General features: G+C 60.2%; 21 protein-coding genes. 12 read left to right on the top strand and 9 right to left on the bottom strand.

Annotated elements, in window-relative coordinates:
• The first annotated feature begins 79 nt into the window (after nt 1-79).
• A complete protein-coding gene (locus ACTV8E_RS09935) occupies nt 80-328 on the top strand; it encodes a hypothetical protein (protein ID WP_443199393.1) in 249 nt (82 codons plus the stop codon).
• Between the two features lie 53 nt (nt 329-381).
• On the opposite strand, the gene ACTV8E_RS09930 is transcribed toward ACTV8E_RS09935, so the two are convergent.
• Both ACTV8E_RS09930 and ACTV8E_RS09925 read right to left on the bottom strand, forming a co-directional pair.
• On the bottom strand, nt 382-849 hold the full coding sequence (locus ACTV8E_RS09930; RefSeq protein ID WP_443199392.1) for a hypothetical protein: 468 nt from the start codon (nt 847-849) through the stop codon (nt 382-384).
• Between the two features lie 755 nt (nt 850-1,604).
• On the bottom strand, nt 1,605-2,444 hold the full coding sequence (locus tag ACTV8E_RS09925) for a WYL domain-containing protein (protein WP_443199391.1): 840 nt from the start codon (nt 2,442-2,444) through the stop codon (nt 1,605-1,607).
• A gap of 126 nt (nt 2,445-2,570) precedes the next feature.
• Between ACTV8E_RS09925 and ACTV8E_RS09920 the strand changes: the two genes are divergently transcribed.
• The 7 genes from ACTV8E_RS09920 (at nt 2,571) to ACTV8E_RS09890 (ending at nt 9,081) form a co-directional block, all read left to right on the top strand.
• Nucleotides 2,571-3,749, top strand: coding sequence for a metallohydrolase (locus ACTV8E_RS09920; RefSeq protein WP_443199390.1), 1,179 nt, complete (start codon nt 2,571-2,573; stop codon nt 3,747-3,749).
• Complete coding sequence (locus tag ACTV8E_RS09915; RefSeq protein ID WP_443199389.1) at nt 3,746-6,010, top strand: Mov34/MPN/PAD-1 family protein; 2,265 nt, start codon at nt 3,746-3,748, stop codon at nt 6,008-6,010. The genes ACTV8E_RS09920 and ACTV8E_RS09915 overlap by 4 nt, the downstream gene beginning before the upstream one ends.
• 64 nt (nt 6,011-6,074) lie before the next feature.
• On the top strand, nt 6,075-6,413 hold the full coding sequence (locus tag ACTV8E_RS09910) for an MBL fold metallo-hydrolase (RefSeq protein ID WP_443199388.1): 339 nt from the start codon (nt 6,075-6,077) through the stop codon (nt 6,411-6,413).
• Nucleotides 6,414-6,611: 198 nt separating this feature from the next.
• Nucleotides 6,612-7,154, top strand: coding sequence for a hypothetical protein (locus ACTV8E_RS09905; RefSeq protein ID WP_443199387.1), 543 nt, complete (start codon nt 6,612-6,614; stop codon nt 7,152-7,154).
• Nucleotides 7,151-7,978, top strand: coding sequence for a hypothetical protein (locus ACTV8E_RS09900; protein WP_443199386.1), 828 nt, complete (start codon nt 7,151-7,153; stop codon nt 7,976-7,978). The genes ACTV8E_RS09905 and ACTV8E_RS09900 overlap by 4 nt, the downstream gene beginning before the upstream one ends.
• Nucleotides 7,979-8,334: 356 nt before the next feature.
• Complete coding sequence (locus ACTV8E_RS09895; protein ID WP_443199385.1) at nt 8,335-8,616, top strand: PIN domain-containing protein; 282 nt, start codon at nt 8,335-8,337, stop codon at nt 8,614-8,616.
• Between the two features lie 108 nt (nt 8,617-8,724).
• Nucleotides 8,725-9,081, top strand: coding sequence for a DUF3742 family protein (locus ACTV8E_RS09890; RefSeq protein WP_443199384.1), 357 nt, complete (start codon nt 8,725-8,727; stop codon nt 9,079-9,081).
• A gap of 13 nt (nt 9,082-9,094) precedes the next feature.
• On the opposite strand, the gene ACTV8E_RS09885 is transcribed toward ACTV8E_RS09890, so the two are convergent.
• The 7 genes from ACTV8E_RS09885 to ACTV8E_RS09855 form a co-directional block, all read right to left on the bottom strand.
• Nucleotides 9,095-10,627 (bottom strand): conjugal transfer protein TraG N-terminal domain-containing protein, encoded by a 1,533-nt coding sequence (locus ACTV8E_RS09885; protein WP_443199383.1) that lies wholly within the window; start codon nt 10,625-10,627, stop codon nt 9,095-9,097.
• 12 nt (nt 10,628-10,639) lie between these two features.
• Entirely contained in the window at nt 10,640-10,981 is a 342-nt protein-coding gene (locus tag ACTV8E_RS09880) for a hypothetical protein (RefSeq protein ID WP_443199382.1), read from the bottom strand.
• Nucleotides 10,982-11,660: 679 nt separating this feature from the next.
• Nucleotides 11,661-13,058, bottom strand: coding sequence for an integrating conjugative element protein (locus ACTV8E_RS09875; protein WP_443199381.1), 1,398 nt, complete (start codon nt 13,056-13,058; stop codon nt 11,661-11,663).
• An 8-nt stretch (nt 13,059-13,066) separates the two neighbouring features.
• A complete protein-coding gene (locus tag ACTV8E_RS09870; RefSeq protein WP_443199380.1) occupies nt 13,067-14,002 on the bottom strand; it encodes a TIGR03756 family integrating conjugative element protein in 936 nt (311 codons plus the stop codon).
• Nucleotides 13,999-14,439: a TIGR03757 family integrating conjugative element protein gene (locus ACTV8E_RS09865; protein ID WP_443199379.1), complete on the bottom strand. Its 441-nt coding sequence runs from the start codon at nt 14,437-14,439 to the stop codon at nt 13,999-14,001. The genes ACTV8E_RS09870 and ACTV8E_RS09865 overlap by 4 nt, the downstream gene beginning before the upstream one ends.
• Before the next feature lie 166 nt (nt 14,440-14,605).
• Nucleotides 14,606-15,031 (bottom strand): JAB domain-containing protein, encoded by a 426-nt coding sequence (locus ACTV8E_RS09860; RefSeq protein WP_443199431.1) that lies wholly within the window; start codon nt 15,029-15,031, stop codon nt 14,606-14,608.
• A 412-nt stretch (nt 15,032-15,443) separates the two neighbouring features.
• On the bottom strand, nt 15,444-16,157 hold the full coding sequence (locus tag ACTV8E_RS09855) for a DsbA family protein (RefSeq protein ID WP_443199378.1): 714 nt from the start codon (nt 16,155-16,157) through the stop codon (nt 15,444-15,446).
• A gap of 376 nt (nt 16,158-16,533) precedes the next feature.
• Here ACTV8E_RS09855 and ACTV8E_RS09850 point away from each other — a divergent pair, with 376 nt between their 5' ends.
• The 4 genes from ACTV8E_RS09850 to ACTV8E_RS09835 all read left to right on the top strand — a co-directional run bounded on the left by ACTV8E_RS09850 (nt 16,534) and on the right by ACTV8E_RS09835 (nt 19,012).
• Nucleotides 16,534-16,737, top strand: a complete 204-nt coding sequence (locus tag ACTV8E_RS09850; RefSeq protein ID WP_443199377.1) for an antitoxin Xre/MbcA/ParS toxin-binding domain-containing protein — start codon at nt 16,534-16,536, stop codon at nt 16,735-16,737.
• Nucleotides 16,688-17,257, top strand: a complete 570-nt coding sequence (locus tag ACTV8E_RS09845; protein WP_443199376.1) for an RES family NAD+ phosphorylase — start codon at nt 16,688-16,690, stop codon at nt 17,255-17,257. The genes ACTV8E_RS09850 and ACTV8E_RS09845 overlap by 50 nt, the downstream gene beginning before the upstream one ends.
• Nucleotides 17,258-17,388: 131 nt before the next feature.
• Nucleotides 17,389-18,000 (top strand): DUF6088 family protein, encoded by a 612-nt coding sequence (locus ACTV8E_RS09840; RefSeq protein ID WP_443199375.1) that lies wholly within the window; start codon nt 17,389-17,391, stop codon nt 17,998-18,000.
• The gene (locus tag ACTV8E_RS09835; RefSeq protein WP_443199374.1) at nt 17,993-19,012 is read left to right on the top strand and encodes a nucleotidyl transferase AbiEii/AbiGii toxin family protein; all 1,020 of its coding nucleotides are present in this window, start codon (nt 17,993-17,995) and stop codon (nt 19,010-19,012) included. The genes ACTV8E_RS09840 and ACTV8E_RS09835 overlap by 8 nt, the downstream gene beginning before the upstream one ends.
• Nucleotides 19,013-19,025 lie beyond the last annotated feature (13 nt).

Genomic DNA, 19,025 nt, shown 5'->3' with positions numbered 1-19,025 from the left:
CGGTTTGTCACCCCTGCGGGTCGCCGCCATCCCCCTGTGCCGGAGGCGGTATAACGCTTCAGACCAGGGAGGGGCCGACATGGATCGGTTGAGCGATATTCCCAAGTCCAGTATCTACGCCGAGAAGGCTTACCAGCTCATTCTTTCGGGCGTACAGCAATGCCACTCTCCCGAGGATCAGCGTCTCTTTCTGGATTCGCTGGTGTGCCAATGTGCCTTGTTCGCACGCCTGCTGAACGGCGAGCGAGAGTTTCACGCGTTGCTTGAGCGCCTGAAGCAGGTCGACTTCGACACGATCGGAGACCTGATGCCACCGACGCAGCACTGAAGCCTGGCGTGCAAATAGAAGAGCCGCGCAGCGCGCGGCTCGTGGGACAAGCACTACCAGATTTCAAATCCGCCGCAGTTCCGTAGGAACGCCTCGAATTCGCGCACGTTCTCGGCCGAGAACGGATAGCGCGTTGCGAAGTGCGGCGTTCGTCCGGTGCTTTCGCAGCCATTGCAGGGGCGCGTGCCTGGGCCGCACTGCGGTGGCTCGGCGCACATCCCTGTGCCCGCGCAGATATGGCAGGGCTCGTCGGGAAGCGCTTCGAGGAAGGCGGTGTAATCCCTCGCATACCGTTCCACTTCGCCGGACTCCAAGGCGGCGGCGAGACGGTCGGCCAGTATGAGCGAGGCCGGCCCGGCGAGACCCCAGCCATCGTTGGAATGGCCGAGGTTGTCCGGTGGGATGAGGTCGGGGGCGAGGCGTTCGCAGTATTCCCACAAGGGACGCCACCACCACACGTTGTTGCGGAAGTACTCACCACATTCGGAGACAGGGGACTGTCCGAAAACGTCCATACCCATGGTCGATGCTCCTGTACGGAGGGAGCAGGCGTCAGGGCAGGCGGGCATAGCCGCCTGGTATCAGGATGAGGAAGACGGATGCTCCAGGTTGACGAAACGGGGCGTCCGGGCCAGTGGGGCACGAATGCCCCACTGGGGGAGAACAACGATTCCGGAAACTCGCCAGGGTTGCTGGCGGGTCGCAGCCGCGCCGAATGGCGCCGGATGAGGCTGCTGCAGGGAGTTGGCGGCGAGGTTGCGGGGAGCGACCGAACTGTCTGGCCATCTACGCATGCAGGGAAGCGGCTAGGCATCCATCAATGAGCAATGTTCCCTTCCCGAATTCTTGGAGGCAGCGACCCTTCGGTGGAGATGGGAACTTGGGCTGGCGAGAACCACCGACTGCGGCGATCTTAGGCTATTATGGGTATATCGATCATTATGATTATGGGCGCATTGTGATTAGCGAAGTCAGCGCTGTGAATTTCCGCCAGAATCTGGGCGAGATGCTCAATTAGGTGCAGTATCGCAACGACAATATCGTCATCAACAAGGATGATAAGCTGGTCGCCGTGCTTGTGGATGCAAAGCTGTTCGCCTGTAGGGGCCGGAAGATTTAATATAACCTGCTGGCTTGACCTAGCACCCTGAACCGGAAAAACATGAGCACCTTGCTGCTACCTCGGCTGCCGAGTATCTGAGGTCGATACAGGCGCGAGGCCCTCTAAAAGACTGCTATTCACTCCACTAAAATCAAGGAGAACACTCCTAGGGGCTTACTCTTCCTTAAGTAAAACAATTTGCTGGTGGTCTGCCGCCTCTTGTCCGGGCATGCCTAAATTGAGCCGCTTTTTTAGGTAAAAAAGTAACGCCCGTCGCGTTTTTATAACTGCCTGACCATTTACCATTTGATAGTCGCGCTCAATAGCTTGCCTTCGAGGCTCTGAGTAGTTTGGGTTCGGACCGATGAATAGAGTGACGAACGCATTCCAATCATTATCTTCGGGGATCTCAGATATCGGAGCAAGAATTTCGCCTGTCGAATAAATTCTCCCTAAGACAAAATCCTTATGTTTCTCAGATCTCAAACAGAAGGCCCTGAGATGCCAGCGGAATCCATCAAAGGCAAATGCTCGTGGGAATATCTGTCGATCCTCTGGGAGTGGATGCTCCATTGATTGGTACCCAATCACTATCACCGCTTGCTGTTGGATTGCACGTAGTAGGGCAAGCATCACGTCGATGTCAGCATTTCGGTTGGGGAACGGCAATGTATCCACCTGCGGGGACCAACCGACGAAGCTATCGCTATGTGCCACCGTCCCGGAGTTTCTCCACAGCAACTCATTTAGATATTGGGTGCTATCAGGTCTATTCAGAATCGGCTCGAAATTTTCCGTGGCGACATAGGTCTTTTGGGTTCGATCGTAGACCATGTTCTGAGGAGCAATCTCTTGGTATCTCGACAGATCCAAGGAGGCCTGAGGAATGGAGATTTTAAAAAAATTCGTAAGGTCAGATCGGTTGAGGCGCCCCTCCCAAAGCAACCTGAAGTCGATGAACTCAAGGCGGCGCTCCTGCCCCCAGCGGCCTGCACGCGGCGAGATATCACTCATGTCTTTGATTTTCCTTCAATTTTTAATTGGTATAAAAAATATTCGCACAAAAACTAGACTAGACTAATTTCTAGTCGTATCTTAGCTCCTCAAGGGTGGCCTATCAACCAACGCCCGGGAGGATCCATGACTGCGAAAGTAACCTTTTTTCCCGTAGACAACGGGGACATGACTCTAGTGCGCCTGGCTGATACCCGGGTCACTACATTGCTGATCGATATCCACATACGCCAGGCTGCAGACGACCCAGCGGATCCTACTCCCGATGTGGCAAGCGAGCTGCGAAAGCGTCTCCAGTACGACAGCAATGGCCGCCCATTTGTAGATGCATTTCTTCTGAGCCATCCCGACAAGGATCACTGCTCGGGACTGCGCAATCATTTCTGGCTGGGCGCGCCAGAGGACTACCCGGACGATGACCTGGAGATGACAAAGAAGCGAATCTTGATTCGTGAGCTCTGGTCGTCGCCAATGGTTTTCCGACGGGCTTCGAAGAGCCATACGCTCTGCGATGACGCGAAGGCATTCAATACTGAGGCTAGGCGCCGCGTGGCCTACTGGCGGACCTATCGGTCTGCCGGGGATGGCAATCGAATTCGCATCATGGGAGAGGATGAGAATGGTAAAACCGATGACCTGACTCCAATCCTGGTGAAAGCTGGAGAAACTTTCGAGCAGATCAATGGCCAGTCAACTGCGGGGCTCTTCACCGCACGCCTGTTGGCACCCTACCCCAAACAGGATGACGCAGAGCTGGAGGAGACGCTGTCGAAAAACCATTCCAGTGTGATCCTCAATATTCACCTCTCACCGTATCAGTGGGCAGCCAATCCCACTCGCTTTCTCACTGGAGGGGATGCGGAGGTGGCTATCTGGAAGCGGCTTTGGGAGAAGTACGAACTCACTCCTGAAGTATTGGCATACGACCTACTCCAGACGCCCCACCACTGTTCATGGCACTCGCTCTCTTGCGATAGTTGGTCAACCTATGGCGAGGAAGCTGAGGTCTGTCAGGAGGCTCGGAATGCTTTAGGGCAGGCACGTGAGGGGGCAACCATCGTCTCTAGCAGCAAGAAGATTCTTGACGATGATATCGATCCGCCCTGCATTCGCGCTAAGCGAGAGTACAAGTCTATTCTTCAGCCGGTCGATGGCAGCTTTCTGTGCACAGGGGATCTCAAAGGGCCGGAGCCACTTGAGCTTGAATCGCAATCAGATGGAACTTTAGCTCGGGTTATTGTTGGGCTGGGAAGCGCAGCAGGTAGCGCTGTTGCGGCGGCTGCGCCTCGGGCAGGCCGAGCATGATCGAGTACTTCGATTGGGGAAGCCCTCTTAGCAGGAAAGATGCTGAGCGATCGTTGAGTCTGCTAGCCCAGTCATTGCTCAAAGCTTGCGAGAGTAACCCCTACATCGAAGTAATTGAGCTGCGAGTAGGGGAGGATTTGGGGCCTGTAGAGGCGATCATCATTGATGCCTGCGATGGGACTGTTCCGCGAACGAATCCCGGGGGCATCCATCGTAATGAGCGGCTTGCTATCACGGTAGGACACAGTGATGGCCTCCGCATGCCGGTAATCGTTCGCCCATTGCGTAAGGACTTTCCTGCCCTATCTCACCAGCATCCGACACCTCCTGATGCTCCTCGTGCACTGTGTCTCTACAACATTGCGTGGAGTGCAGTGGAGCGCACATGGACAGCTGAGCGATTCCTTTCCAGGCTTTTCTGGTGGCTGCGTGAATCCGCTGCGCTGAAGCTTCATCGTGAAGATCAGCCTTTGGAGCAGCTCTTCTATATGAGCCCTTATCAGGTATTGCTCCCTGCCAACTTTTCAGAGCTCGCCGGTCGCAATGATAGCTGCGTCATTGAGTTGGTTGCGGGAGATTTCAGCGGTTCGACAACACTCCGTGTTACGCCTACCTCATCCGCGAAGATTGCCAAACAGGAGCTGCGGGGCTACAGATTGCTATCGCTTGCTGTTGATGGGGTTGGTTCATCCGCGGTGCTGGAATTCCCTCAGACACTTGGCCAGCTGCATGAGCGTCTAGGTGCTTGGGGGAGCGATCTGGCTACCAATCTATACGAAACCTTAGTTAATGGGATTCCTGCCAATGGCCTCTCTGCATTGTCGGAGATGAAGCATGAAGGGCTGTTAATTGTCGTCTGGATTCCTCGGCTCCGAGATAGCCAGGTAGAGCGGTATGACGCTCTGGGGTACCTGATTATGAGCTCTTTCTTTGAGCTTGCCAAAGCATGTGGAGTGATCTCACATCCTGATGCAGACGGGCGATATTTTCATTCTCCACTGATCGGTCTACCGGCGGGTGAAATGCCGGCATCCGATTGGCTCTCCACTGCGTTGGTTCCGGTCGAAGTGCGCATTGCACTAGATGCAGAAAGGGCGCGGAAAATTTCCGCTCTGGATCCAGCAACAGCAGATTTCAAAGGTGTGCTGGCTGGGGCTGGGGCACTTGGTAGCATGCTAGCCGATATCTGGACTCGGCAAGCATGGGGAGAGTGGGTATATGTCGATCCTGATCAATTGTTACCCCACAACCTAGCCCGCCATGTTGGCTTCGATGATCAGCTTGGATACAGCAAGGTTGACTCTGTGCAGGCATTGGCACGTAGCGTCTATCCAAACGAGCGTGTGCCTGTAGCTATATCGAAAAGCATCGTTGATCAGGGTGAGGCAGTTCTGGCGGCGATCGCAAATGCGAACCTTCTTGTTGATGTGACCACTACATTCAGCGCACCTAGAGAACTAGCTCAACGAGACAATGTGCCGAGAACCGCCAGTCTGTTCCTTACGCCATCGGGTGGGGCGTGCGTCTTACTGCTTGAGGATGCCGATAGAACGATACGAACCCCTGCATTAGAGGGGCAGTATTACCGGGCCATTCTTGGGGCGGACTGGGGGGCGCACCATCTTGATAATCATTATGGCGATATGTGGGTTGGCGGCGGGTGTCGTGATATTTCCGTTTGCTTGCCTGTCGAGCGTGTCCATCTGCACGCAGGGATCCTTTCTCGTCAGCTTAGGCAAAGCCTCCTAGCGCTTAGTGCTAGAGCTTGCGTGTGGACCATCGACGAGCGGTCTGACTCGGTAATAGCCTCAGAAATTGAGCTTCAACCTGTACATGTGGAACAGGTCAATGGGTGGTCGATTATCTATGACGATGGCCTGATCGCTTTGCTCTGCCAGCTCCGTGAGCGAGCCCTTCCTTGCGAAACTGGGGGCATTTTATTAGGAGTGACAGACCTTAAAAGCAAAACCATTGTTTTGGTCGACGCGCCTCCTGCACCTACTGATAGCCAATCTAGTCCGAGCCACTTTGTACGTGGACGAGAAGGTCAAGAAGAAATTCTAAAAGAGGCCCATCGGCGTACCGCGAATGTGGTGGATTACGTGGGGGAGTGGCATTCCCACCCTCAGGGATGTTCTGCAAATGCCAGCGCCGATGACCAAAAGCTTTTGGCTTCGCTTTCCGACTTGATGTCTGGAGAAGGGCTACCCGCACTTATGCTGATCATGGCTGATAAAGAGGTCAGCCTACACCTCGCTTGAGGTTGTTATTTAAAAGTAGGCAGCACCATACGCGTAACACGCAGTGAACTGGCTGGATTAGCTCATGGCTTTGACAGAGCTATTGGGGGCAAAAGGAATGGCAGAAGGTATAGAGATCGATTTTTTACCTGTAGGTAACGGAGAGCACAGCGGAGATGCAATCGCTATTCGTTGGCGTGAGGGAGATGTGTTTCGCGTGCTGGTTTATGACGGTGGTACTCAAGAGTATGGTACCGCCCTGGTTGAGCACATCCAGAAGCACTTTGGCACTAACCACGTCGACTACCTTGTTAGCTCCCACCCGGACAACGACCATGCTGGAGAGTTAACAAATATAGTGAAGAATCTCTCTGTGGGGGAGGTGTGGATGCATCGGCAGCGAGATTCGTCATTACTTCCATGATGGACGCATTACTGACGACAGCCTAGCTGAGCGCTTGAAAAGCAAAATGACGGCTGCTTTTCACTGGGAAGAAGCTGCTCTGCAGAGAACGAGCCTTTCGCGGGTAGTCGAATTGGAATTTTCCAAGTCCTGTCACCCACACGGGAGCGATATGTTCACGACCTTATTCCAGCATTCGGGAAGTCCCCTGAACTGAAGGTGGAGAGTGCTATAGAGGCAGTTTTTGACTTCGGTCGTAAAGCCATTCAATTCATCGCAGGTGCTTGGGACATTGAATATTTGCCCGATAGCGTCACTACGAGTGCCGAAAACGAAAGTAGCGCCATTCTGTTCGGGGTCAATGGGGGGCGCGGCTATTTGCTGATCGGCGATGCGGGAGTTGAGTCACTCAAGGCAGCTGCTGAGTTCGCTACTGGCCAGGGCATTCATCTTCCGTCCGCCGTTCATTTCGTACAGATCCCACATCACGGTGGCCGCCACAATGTGTCCACTGATGCATTAAATGTGATTGTTGGAGAACCTGTGCCAGAAAGTCACTCGCTGCAGCGGACAGCTTATGTCTCTGCTTCGAAAAAAGCACCGACCCATCCAAAGCGCGTGGTCACCAACGCTTTCATCCGTCGCGGCTTCCAGATTGGCCAGACCAAGGGCCTTGCTATCTGCCACTACCACAACATGCCGGCACGAGAAGGCTACGGTGCTATGACTTTCGTCCCTTTTCACTACGAGGTTGAAGAATGAGCAGTCTACAGGGATTAGGTGCAGGGCTGTCCAAAGCTGCGCTTTTGCTCGACCCTTATGAGCGCCAAGCGCGCCTATATCCAGCTTTTCTTTGCATCTTGCCGCTCGTGGTTATGGCCATCACGCTATACGGCAATCAATTGCTTGATATGAAAGGGATCTTCGCGCTTGCTGGAGGAGCGGGCTTGATGTACCTCCTAGCCGACATCGTGCGTAGTAAGGGTAAGGAAAAGGAGAAAGCTCTCTGGCAGGAATGGGGTGGCGCCCCTAGCATCCAGATCCTGCGTCACCGAGATGGTGTCTTAGATTCAGTATCTAAGGGACGCTACCACGAAATCCTAGCGTCAAAGATCAAAGTGACATTCCCGACTAAGGATGCAGAGGCTGCGGATCCGGCAGCAGCAGATGCGGTCTATGCGGCAGCAGGCAACTGGCTTCGGGAGGCCACGCGCGATAAGAAAAGGTTCGACTTACTGTTCCGAGCCAACGTGACCTACGGCTATCGCCGAAATGGTTTTGGCGTGCGTTGGCTCGGCCTTCTGATCTGCTTGGGGGTCGTGGGCTGGGTTATAGTCCGGCTAGGCCTCAGTTCCTGGGAGCAGAGACTAAGTGCTGCGGTTACCCCGGAAGCGCTCTTGGGGGCCGGTGAAGTTGCCTCGCTTGGAGCGGCTCTGTTAATGGCTCTCATCTGGCTCTTCTACTTTTCAAAGTCCCGCGTACATGAAGCTGCGTACTCATACGCTTGCCGTCTCATTCTGGCATGTGAAGCTCTTCCTCTTCGCGCGACTACAAAAGCTACCAAAAGAGAGACCGCATCCAAGTAGTGACGCTGCCGCGAGGGCGACGCCCCTAAGTGCAAGTTCTCCAGGAAACCCGGGGTAATTCAGGTTGTACCGGCACGGCGTTCAAGTTGGTGCAGCGCCTACAGTTCGCCCGCATCCGCAGCATGCAGGAGCGCTTCGATGCGCTCAGCAGCCGTATCGGCGAGCCTACGCTGGCGTACCGGTTGAGGAGGGCGGGGCCGAGATCGAGACAGCCGTTGCGGCCGAGCGGAAGCGAGGCTGATGGCAGGGCTGCGTGCAGTGCTCGACACCGGCGTGCTGGTGTCGGGCCTGGAGTATCCGGGCAGTGTGCCGGGGCGTATCGTGACGGCTTGGCGTCAAGGCGGCCTGGAGGCTGTATGGACGAGCTGGCCAGGGTTTTGCCGCGCTTGCCCAGGATCGGCCTGACGCCGGTGGAAGTCCGCGATCTCGTCGATAGCCTCATGTTTCTGGCCGATATCGTCGAGCCAGAGGGCGCCGATGCTACAGAACTGCGCGAGACGGCTGATCAGCCCGTGCTGCTCACGCTGTTGGCGGCACAGGCCAATTATCTGATAACCGGCGACAAGGACTTGCTGGCGCTGGCGGATCGGTATTCCATCGTGACACCCGCGGAGTTCTGGGCACGCCACGGTGTCTGATGAGGCACGCGGGAATACAAGTTGTGTGACTAGGCGAGCATCAATAATCCAGAACGCAACAACACCGATATTGAGAGAACATGACAGGATCTCCATGAGGTAACCACCATGAAACCTTCTGCACGCACTTCATCCGCGGAACGCCTGGGGCAAAGGTTGGGCCAGGGGTGGCAGGCATATATGCGCCAGGAGCGGAAGGTGAGTGGCTGGCTGGTTGCCAAGGGGGTGCCGGCAGGTATTGCCAGGGGCGCGTTGTTGCTCCTCAAGCTGGCAGTGCTTGGCGTGCTGTTGTATGTGGCTTTCTGGCTGGCGCTTTTGCTGGTGCTCGCGATCGTAGCGGCAAGTGCACCCCGTAATTTGGACTGGGAGCCGCCTGAACCGGAATGGAGAAATGGCACGGCCGGATTTGGGCTCTACACCTATGATGGTCATCGCATCGATCCGCACCTGTCCGACGACGACTAGCCGAGCTGCCCCGTTATTCCTTGCCGACAATCTTCGACGCACTTCCTATGGCAACTCCGCTCCCCTTGCCTCCGGCAGCCTTGGTATCTCCTGTGGCCGTCGCCATGCCCTGTAGCATGTTTCCGGCATGAATTCCCGCCCATGCCAAGGCCATGACCCAGAACGTAGGCAGCACGATGAACATCGCTGCTGTCACGAAGCTCAGCAGCATGTCCCCGAAGGTATTGTTGAGCCCGATCAGCGGATCGAAATTCATGTGCGGACGGTTCCAGCCCCAACCCCATCCATACAGGGCGTCGAGGATAGTGCTGTCGATCCAGCGGGCCAACTCGAGCCAGAACTCCACGAAGTACAGTGCGAAGAATACGCAACTCACCGTCACCAGGGTCTTGAGACTGTAGGTCGCCAGCGTCAGTACCAATGGCACACAGATGACCAAGGCCATTTTCAATAACGACAGCACCATAGGCAGGGCCTGGCGCACGGCATCCATGGCAGGGAAGTAGGCCAGTGAGCCCATGGCCAGTCCCACATCGCTGGCGACGCGCGTAGCGCGATTCGGCTCCGTCATGCCGATCTGTCCTCCGTAGTCGGTGTAGACCGCGCCTTGATTGAGCTTCTGTTGCCGGGGTGCGGCCACGGTGCGAATCACCGAATCGTTGACCTCATCCTGAGACAGGAAGCTGGCCCAGCCGCCGATGCGCACCAGCAGGCTCGGGTCGACCTGCTCCAGTAACCGTGCCCGCAGGCCATTGCCGTCGGTCCACCATTGCTGGCAAGTCGGGTAGCCCGCACCACTGGGCACTTCCGCCAGCCCTGCGTCGCGGGTGTCGTCATAGGGCCAGCCCTCGCGGGGTGTCTTCGCGCGGTAGGTGTCGTAGAACCCCGGCGTGTCGAGGAAGAACTTCGAGCCTATCCAAGTCACATCATGCATCTGCTCCTCGCCCAGAACAGGGCGATTCATGAACAGTTTGGCACGCGCCGGTCCATAGCAGTCCCGAGTGAAATCGCTCACTTCCTGCGCCAGTAGCGGATCGTCGATACGCGTGGCGTCGACCTCCATCCTCAGTTGCCTCAGATCGGTACCGCAGGGGATCGCGGCCACTGATGCACCCGTCACGGCTCGCGAAAGCGTGTGTACGAAGAACCACCAGACCGGCACCTTGGCCGGCTGGTTGTTGAGTGTGCTGAAGGACTGCGACCAGCCTGTCTGTGCAGGCTCGGGGACGCTGACTTGGCATTGGAGGGAGCGGGTGCGGTCGAAGCGTAGCGTATTGAAATTGACGTCGATGAACGGCACGCAGGCGAACATGATGACCACGATGGCCACCCATACCCGATTCTCGATGCGTACTGCCGACAGGGCCCCTTTGTTGCCCTCGTCGGCACCCTCGCCACGAGCCCGCAGCCACTCCTGCAACACGATGGCGAGGAATGGCAGGCCGATCACCCCGCTGGCGACCAGTACGGCCCAGATACCGTTGTTCACCAGCCAGGCGAGTAGCGTGAGGTAATACTCGAGGTAGTCGGTGGTGTAGAGGGGCATCGTTGCCTCCGTTCATCTCGCTTGCGCGAACGGGCTGATTTCCAGTGCCGCTATTGCAACGACGGCGGCCATTTCAGCTCTCAGCAGACGCCGCCGAGTACCGGTGCCTGGTTCGCGTGCCAGCACCCGGCGGCGCATCCAGACCCAGCCCCAGGCAGTGCCGGCATAGAGCAGCAGCCGCCAGGCCAGGAGGTGGCCGGTATGCGCCGTCAGCCACTGCTGCCAGCCTTCGAGGCTGCCGGTCAACCGAATGCCGATGGCATTGGCCGTGACTGTTACCACCAGCAGCATATTGACCCACAGCAGCACCAGGCCCAGACGACGCCCATGCTGACGCAGCACGACCCAGCTCACGGACGTGTTCCCACGATGTTGGGGCGTGGATAGATCGAGCGGTGATCCTCGAATGTCATCATGTCCAGCTGCCTGGCGAGCGATGAAGGCTTCAGTTCAATTGCGATGGCATGCCGTTGCGACAAAGAAAGGGAATGCCGCTTCGCCCGATTTCTTCCGGGGGCGGGGGAGCATGTGGAGGTGGAGAAAGCCTACAGGGCGGACACGCCACCTGGCGGGGCGATCAGCATCACCTTTGCCTCTCTCCTGCAAGGAAGAGCCGAACAAGGTACATTCGCTCACGAGGGAGGTTTGATCGCTCTGTCTTCTGGGAGCGCCACTTCGCGGCACGGCCTGATTCAGGCTTTAGCGCGATCGGGGGGACAAATTGGACACGCTCATCATCATTGTTTTTATCGGCCTGTTTATCTATTTCAAGTGGATAAAGCCGCATCAGAACTGGTCGTCCTGGCCCACGTTGGAACAGTACTGGGAACAACATCCAGACTGCCGAACAGGCAACGGAGTTAAGTGTTACAAATGCGGATCGCGCCATACACGGAACTATGGCTGGAGCGAGCGAGCCGATAACCGCAGGATTCACAGATGTAACCAGTGCAGTACTGTTTTATACAGAACGGAAGGGTAGAAGAGCGTTCCAGCCCCGCTTGGGCTGGATGTGTCCGCCTGCTTCTCCGGCTCAGGGCGTGTTGCCCGGTGGGCGCTGCAAGTGATCGAGCCGGTCGCGCGTGGGATCACCCTGATAGACACCGCGCGAGCCTGCCGCACGGGCGCTGTGGCGCTGGATGATCGCTGTCGGCGAGTTGCTTGCCAGCTCGCGGCGCAGTTCCAACTCCGTTTTCAGGTTGTGGATCTCGCGATCGAGCAGGTCGCTCTCCTGTGAAACCGCTTTCTGCGCTAGCTCGTTGGCGGCGACGTTCGGCTCCTTGCGCCCGGTCAGCAGCGTGCGCTGGAGCAGCAGGGCTTTTTCCAGCACGCTGGCGAGCGCGATTTCCGAGGCGAGGCGACGAGCGAGGATGTCCTGGTCGGGCTCGTCGCGCAGCGCTTCAACGAGGCCGCGGGTGATCGGCAACGACGCGCTGCCGGCCGCCTGCAGGTTGTCGACGCTCGTCGACCGGCTGCCGGTGATCAGCTCCTGCAGGGCTTCGAGCTTGTCCTCGTACTCTTCCTGAATGAGGGGAGTGAGACCGACGCCTGGCGTGGTCACGGTCTTGGCGCAGGCCTCGCACGTGCGCTGCTCCTGCTCGCCGAGCACTCGCACGGCCCAGGTGGCCGCAGCAGCGGGCGAGCTCCAGGTCTGGCAGGTCAGGTTGCCACCGCAGCTGTTCGAGTCGATCGAACTGGTGTCGTCGACATCGCGCCCGTTGACGAGGTTGTAGCCGGCACGAACGACGTCGCCGACAACGCGGATCGGGGGCTGCCCCGCACCGCCCGCATTGTCGCCGCCAACCCAGGTCACGCCATTGTTGCCGCGGCTCGTTTCCGTCTGTTCGATGGCCGACACGGCATCGGTGCTGGCGATGGCTTCCTTGAGCACCATGCCGTCGGCGATCTGGCTCCATCCCGTCTGGCCGCCGGCCATGTCGGCCATCTTCTCCGCCATCGCGCGACAGGTGAGTTTCGACCGATCGAAATCGAGCCGCGCCTGGAGGATTCCGTTGGTTAACAGGTTGTACAAGCCGGGGTCTGCACGCTGGATGATCAGCGCGGGCAGCGACGCCACGGCTGACGTGGCGCTCTGGATGACGTTCGACATGATCGTCTGGAAACCGTTGGTCAGGCCGTTCAGCTGGTTCTGGATCGTGGTCGAGAGCGACATGTTCCCGCAGATCAGGTTGGCGTTCCAGCCAATGCCGACGCCGATGGAACGCATGTGGGAGGCGGGCGTCATCGATACCGCGCGGCCGCCCCCGATGCTGTACAGCACGTCATCGCCGATGACCGACCCCTGATGCTGTACACCGTACTGGTTGACCTGGGTCTGCGCGCTGACGACCGGCGATGCCAGCGCCAGGGCACAGACCAGCAAGGCAAGAGGTCGATGAACGAGAGGCGAGGGGGCAGGGAGGCGCTTCATCACTCACCTCACTGGAAGTCCGTGCTGCCCAGGAATACTTGGCCTTCACGTTCGCAGCATGCGTAAGGCCGCCATAACGCCCACGCGTAGTCACCCTGTTGCGCCTGCACAGTGCCGTCAGAGTGCGGAAAGACGGCGCAGGTGTTCGACAACGTGGGCGTCAGCTCCTGCCACTTGCCCGTCGTCGCGTCGGTTTCGACCAACTCGCCGGCCGGCCAGTAGCCGTCCTCCTCGTCGGCAAGCAGGGGTTGGTAGACGTGAAGTTGCCCGCTGCGGGTAACGACATCGCCGGCGCGCTGGGCGACGACCGCGCCCGCTTTATAGTCATCGGCCTGATGCAGGAATCCGCCGCGCGGGTACACGTTGCCCCACAGGTTGCGCTCCGAGCGCGTCCCGATCTCACGCATGCCCGGCGTCAGCGCTTCGAGATAGAACATCTCCGGCACGTTGTAGCGCCAGGCGATCGTGTCGTACACGCTCAGCAGGTAAGGCATGAAGGCGGTGCCGGCGCCTTCGCACGCATATCCGGAGGACGACACGAACTGGCTGAACACGTAGCCGCCAGGGTGGCCGATCACATCCGCGTTTTTGAATTTGGCGAGATTGTTCTCGTTGTCGTGGTTCGTCGTCCCGTCCCCACCGGCCCGAGCTGTGGCGGTGGGTCGACTCATCGACTGCACCTCCAGCCATGGGTTCTCACCGGTATTCGAGTAGCTGGACACCACCGCGTCCGGCACGTAATGCCTGACCTTGACGGACGTCTCCACGGAGCAGCTGAAATACGTGCAGAACAGCCAGTAACAAATCCCGACGACGCGGTACTCCAGGCAGTCGGGCGAAAGTACCGACGACGTGATGGTCGCGGTGTTGAGCGCGAACGACGGCGAGGCCGTCGCCAGCATGATGGCTGCGATGCCGGCGCGCAGGCGGCGAGAACACATCATGGCTGTGCCCTCCTGTGCGCTTCGATGAGCGCAACGGCCGCTGCGACGTCCGGCTCGCCATAAACCACATGGTGATCGACCACGACGGCGGGGATGGTCGTAATGCCCAGGCTCCAGGCGTCGACCACGCCTTGGTAAGCGGTGCCGATGCGCTGCTGCAGCGCGACGCCGCCGTCACGCAGGCGTTGCTGCGCCAGCGCGGCGCTGCGTCGTGCGTCGCTGGAGAGGTCGGCGGCCAATTCGGCCTTGATCCGCGCGGGCAGGTCCAGCTCGATGACCCGCACGCCAGCGGGAGCCTGCACGGGGTGGTGGCTGTCGGTGACGACCAGGATGTCGTCAGCCAACGCCAGCGAGCCGAGCAGCGCGGCGCAGAACCCGGCGGCAAGGGCGAGAGGGGATTTCCACGCGAAGGGAAAGCGAGTGTGCGGCGTTGTCATGTCGAACTACCGTGGCGTTGGGCGTTGCGGTAGTTGAGTGGAAGGCGGGGAGTGCAACGACAAACAATCGGGAATCGCGGCGCACCGATTTAACGCGCTTCGCAGAAAAAAGAGCGGGAGCCAGAAGGCTCCCGTCTGAGAGGAAAACATCGGATGCGCCGCCGGACTACAACCAGCCAGCCAGGGCGAACGAAAATGGCTCACCTTTGCCGATGATGAGATGGTCCAGCAATCTCACGTCGATGCAATCCAGTGCGGTACGCAGTTGTTGGGTGATGCGTTTGTCCGACTCGGAGGGCTCCGAACAACCGGATGGGTGCTGGTGCGCGACGACCATCGCGGCGGCGTTGTGTGCGAGCGCGCGCTGTACCACCACGCGCGGATGCACCTGCGAACCGTCGATGGTGCCCCTGAACAGAGTTTCACAGGCGATGACGTCGTGTTGCGACGTCAGAAATACCGCGGCAAAGACTTCGCTGGGTTCGGGCATCAGTGTCAGGCGCAGATAGTCTTTGGTCGCCTCCAGTCCCGACAGCTTGGGGCCGTGGGTAAACAGGCGGCGCTCCAGAATGTCGATGGCCTGCTTGATCATGCGGTCTTCGCGCGTGCGAGAGAGCGCTGACGAGCGACGTGATGGTGATGGGGAGTCGATCAGGGCAAGGGACGTAGCCATGGGTAAACCTCGTTGGGAGCGGTCGGAGGTCTGCCCACGGAGGGGTGTCCCTCCGGGGATGATGGGTGGTGTCGGGGATGATCAGGGCATCCGCCACCGCCGGGCGGCGATGGCCGTTCGCGCGAGGATGCGGTGCGAACGGGAGTGGTCAGCGCGGCAATGCCGCACCGTAGCCTCGAAGACCGTGGCTACCTGATGGCAGCGCTAGTCGAGCGCGGGTGCTGACGAAACACGACAAAGAATCGGGCATTGCCTCGACCGATTTCAGGTTCGGGCGCAGCGCAGCCCAGGTAGGGCGATGTGGGTCAGGTGCGGTGTGGTTGTTGCGGCGTCATGGTGACCAGGTAGTTGCGGTTGGGGCCAGGAGCGGGGTGGATGCCGCGCTGACCGAGAGCAGGTCGAGTGCGGACAGTAGCGCGTCACCCTCCACCGGACCGGGCAGCAGCAGGGTCTGGCCGCTGATGCTGTCGTGCAGGCGCAATGCCGGCGTGGCGCTGATGCCATCGTGCAGGGCTTCGCCGGCCTGCTCGCGGACGATCGCCTGGGGCCGGCCGCTTTCCAGGCAGGCCGCCAGCTCGGCGCGCTGGCCGGGCAGCGCCGTGCCCTCGGGCAGGCCCTGGCCGCCGCCGCGGGTATGCCGGTAAATCCAATCCACCGTCGCCCAATAGCCAGCCTGGCCCTCGATCGCCCCGGCGCACTCGGCTGCGCTGGCCAGCGCCGAGGCCTGCGGCTCGTGGTCTGGCAGGGGCAGGTGGTGCCACTGCAGGCGCACGTCCGGGTGCAGGTTGACCCAGGCCCGCAAGCGCGGGAAGTAGGCACCGCAATAGGGGCACTCCAGATCCGCGTACAGGGTGATGGTGAAGCGGGCGTCGGTGGCACCGTAGCGCCACGGCGGCCCGGCCTCGGCGGTATCGGCGCTGCCGTCCGCTCGATCTGTGGGCGGCATGGTGAAGCGCCAGGCCACCACCAGGACCAGCGCCACGGCCACCGCCAGCCAGGCTAGGCGAACTGCGGGGCGGCGAGGGCGATCCTTCGGGATGTGCATGGCGGTCTCCGGTTGGGGCGGTCTAGCTAGTGCAGCACAGGGCCGAGCCCCGCAGGGGCGGCAATCCGGCAGGGCGGGTTCCCCCTTCATCCCGGTGTGTGGCTTGGATGGTAGCGGCGCTTGTCGGCGACGAGAGCACTGGCTGATTTGCATGAAGAGCGTTTCGGGTGCAAAACAAGTGCATGTTTCCTGCGTCAGTTGAAACGCCATGAATACCGTGTTGCAAGAACCCTTCGTCGAGCGGTTCCGCGAGCCCAACACCCCGTAGCTATCACCCTCCAGAGTGGGTGACTTCTTCGGTTTCCGGGTGCAGGAGCTGGCCGAGCGTGCGCATGTGCATCGCAACACCCCGACGGCGCGGCCCTAGGCACCGCAGTTGCAGAAGTACCTGCAGGACATGGTGCGAGTGCTGGCGGTGGCCACCGAGATGACCGGCGGCCTCGAACGTGCTGCCTTCCTGCTGCGCAATGAGCCGTTGCGGACCTTCGGCTACAAAACCGCCGATGCGCTGATCCAGGAAGGGCGGGCCGATGCGGTCATCGCCTATCTGGAATCCCTCGCTGGCGGCGCTGCCGGATGATTTCGAGGACGCTCGACGAGGGCGGCGACGCACCCTTTACCGCGTCATCGTGCCGGCTCACGCCGGCACGCCGCTGTTCGGCATGGGCGCGGCGCGCCAGGGCGGCCGGTTCAATTGCCCCGATCAGGAAGTCTTGTATCTGTCGCTGGACGAGGCGACGGCGCTGGCGGAGTACAAGCAGGACAATCCTTGGCTGCGTCCGGGCACGATCTATACCTTCTTCGTCAGCGGATTGCGTGTGGCAGATCTGAGCGGCGGCTTCGACCCCGAGCATTGGCCGCCGTTGTGGGCCGACTTCGCGGTGGATTGGCGCGCGGAGTGGTTCGACAAGTCGATCGAGCCACCGACCTGGTACATGGCCGACGATGTGGTGGCGGCCGGGCTGGATGGGATTCTCTTCCCCTCGCAGGCGCGACCGGGCGGCACCAACCTGGTGGTCTACAACAGCTCGGCCAGGCCACCCGTCCAGCTGCGGGTCTACGACCCGGACGGTGCGCTGCAACGGCTGACACAGCGCTGAGCCACGTTCTGCCGATTCAACTCAAATGGTTGTGGATCAGGGGGTGCATGGCGGGCTCCCCGTTCATCCCGGTATGCTGGCTTGCAGTTTGTTAGGTTTTTAATCAAAATATCTAACAAACGGAGGTCGGTATGAGCACAGCCCAAGCCATTCGAGAACGCATCGCGGCGCAGCCTGCCGGCGAGCCCTTTACCCCGGCGCTGTTCGCCGGTCTGGGCTCGCGTGCGTCCATCGACCAGACCCTGATGCGGCTGGCCAAGTCCGGCCAGATCGAACGCCTCGGCCACGGCCTGTACAGCGTGCTCAAGGTGGGACGCTTCGGCCTCAAGGCCATGCCCGCCCCGGAGCAGGTGGCGCAGGCGCTGGCCGAGAGCGAGGGCGCGACCATCGAAGTGCACGGTGCCGAGGCGGCACGGCGCTTCGGCCTGTCGACCCAGGTGCCGGCGCAGCCGGTGTTCTACACCACCGGTTCGTCGCGCACGGTGCGCCTGGGCAAGACCATCATTCACCTGCAGCACGTGGCGCCGCGCAAGCTGGCGCTGGCGGGGCGCCCGGCTGGGCAAGCGTTGTCCGCGCTGTGGTATCTTGGCCGGCACCAGGTCACGCCTGCCACCTTCCGGCGTATCGCCGAGAAGCTGTCGGGCATCGAGTTCGAGGCGTTGCGCAAGGCCAAGGCCACGATGCCGGCCTGGATGGTGGCGGCACTGATCGGCTACGAGCGGGGCGAGCTGGCACATGGCTGATGCCCCCGAGCGCTATTTCGACCTGTCCCTGAGCGAGCAGGCCGAGCTGCTGCGCGGCCTGGCACCGGTGCTGGGCCGCCGTGCCGAAATCCTGGAGAAGGACATCTGGCTGTGCCAGGCGCTGGGCCTGCTGTTCAGCCTGCCGTGCCGCAAGCCGATGGCATTCAAGGGCGGCACGTCGCTGTCCAAGGTCTACCAGGCCATCGAGCGCTTTTCCGAGGACATCGACGTCACGGTGGATTACCGCAGCTTGGTCGACGACGTGCCCGAGCTGTCCACGCTTGGCAGCAACCAGCGCCGCAAACTCTCCGACCGGCTCAAGGCCGCGCTGGCCCAGCATGTGACCGGCGAACTGGTGCCGGCCCTGCGCGAGGCGCTGGCACAGGCGCTGCCGGGGCGGGAAATCACGATCGAGGTCAGCGACGACGCGGAAAAGCTCTGGCTCTACTACCCCAGCGCCGTGGAGAACATGGATGCCTACCTGCGCCCCAGCGTGCTGATCGAGTTCGGCGGCCGCAACGCCACCTTGCCCCAGGACACGCTGACCATCGTGCCGGACGTGGCCATGCACGTGCCGGGGTTGGTTTTCCCGAGCGCCGAGGTTGCCGTGCTGTCGGCCATGCGCACCTTTTGGGAGAAGGCGACGCTGATCCATGTCGAGTGCCACCGCCCGGACCTGCGGCTGGGCGCCGAGCGGCTGTCCCGGCACTGGTACGACCTAGCGCGCCTGGCGGACCACGAGGTCGGCCGGGGCGCGATCGCCGACATCGAGTTGTTGCGCGACGTGCTGAGCATCAAGGAGACGTTCTACCGCAGCGGCTACAGCCACTACGACCGCTGCGCGACGGGTGGATTGACGCTGGTGCCGGAGGCCGCGCTGCTCGACGCCCTGCGGGAGGACTACCAGGCGATGTTGTCCGCGCAGATGTTCTACGGCGAGACGCTGTTGTCGTTCGATCAGATCATCGAGCGTCTGGCCGCCCTGGAGCAGCAGATCAATCAGGGACGTTGATCGCGTCGCCCGG

The sequence above is a fragment of the Pseudomonas sp. B392_1p genome, from assembly GCF_052245235.1.
Classification (GTDB): Bacteria; Pseudomonadota; Gammaproteobacteria; order Pseudomonadales; family Pseudomonadaceae; genus Serpens; species Serpens gallinarum.
Note: the sequence above shows the minus strand (reverse complement) of the source record. Positions and strands in the feature narration are given on the sequence as shown.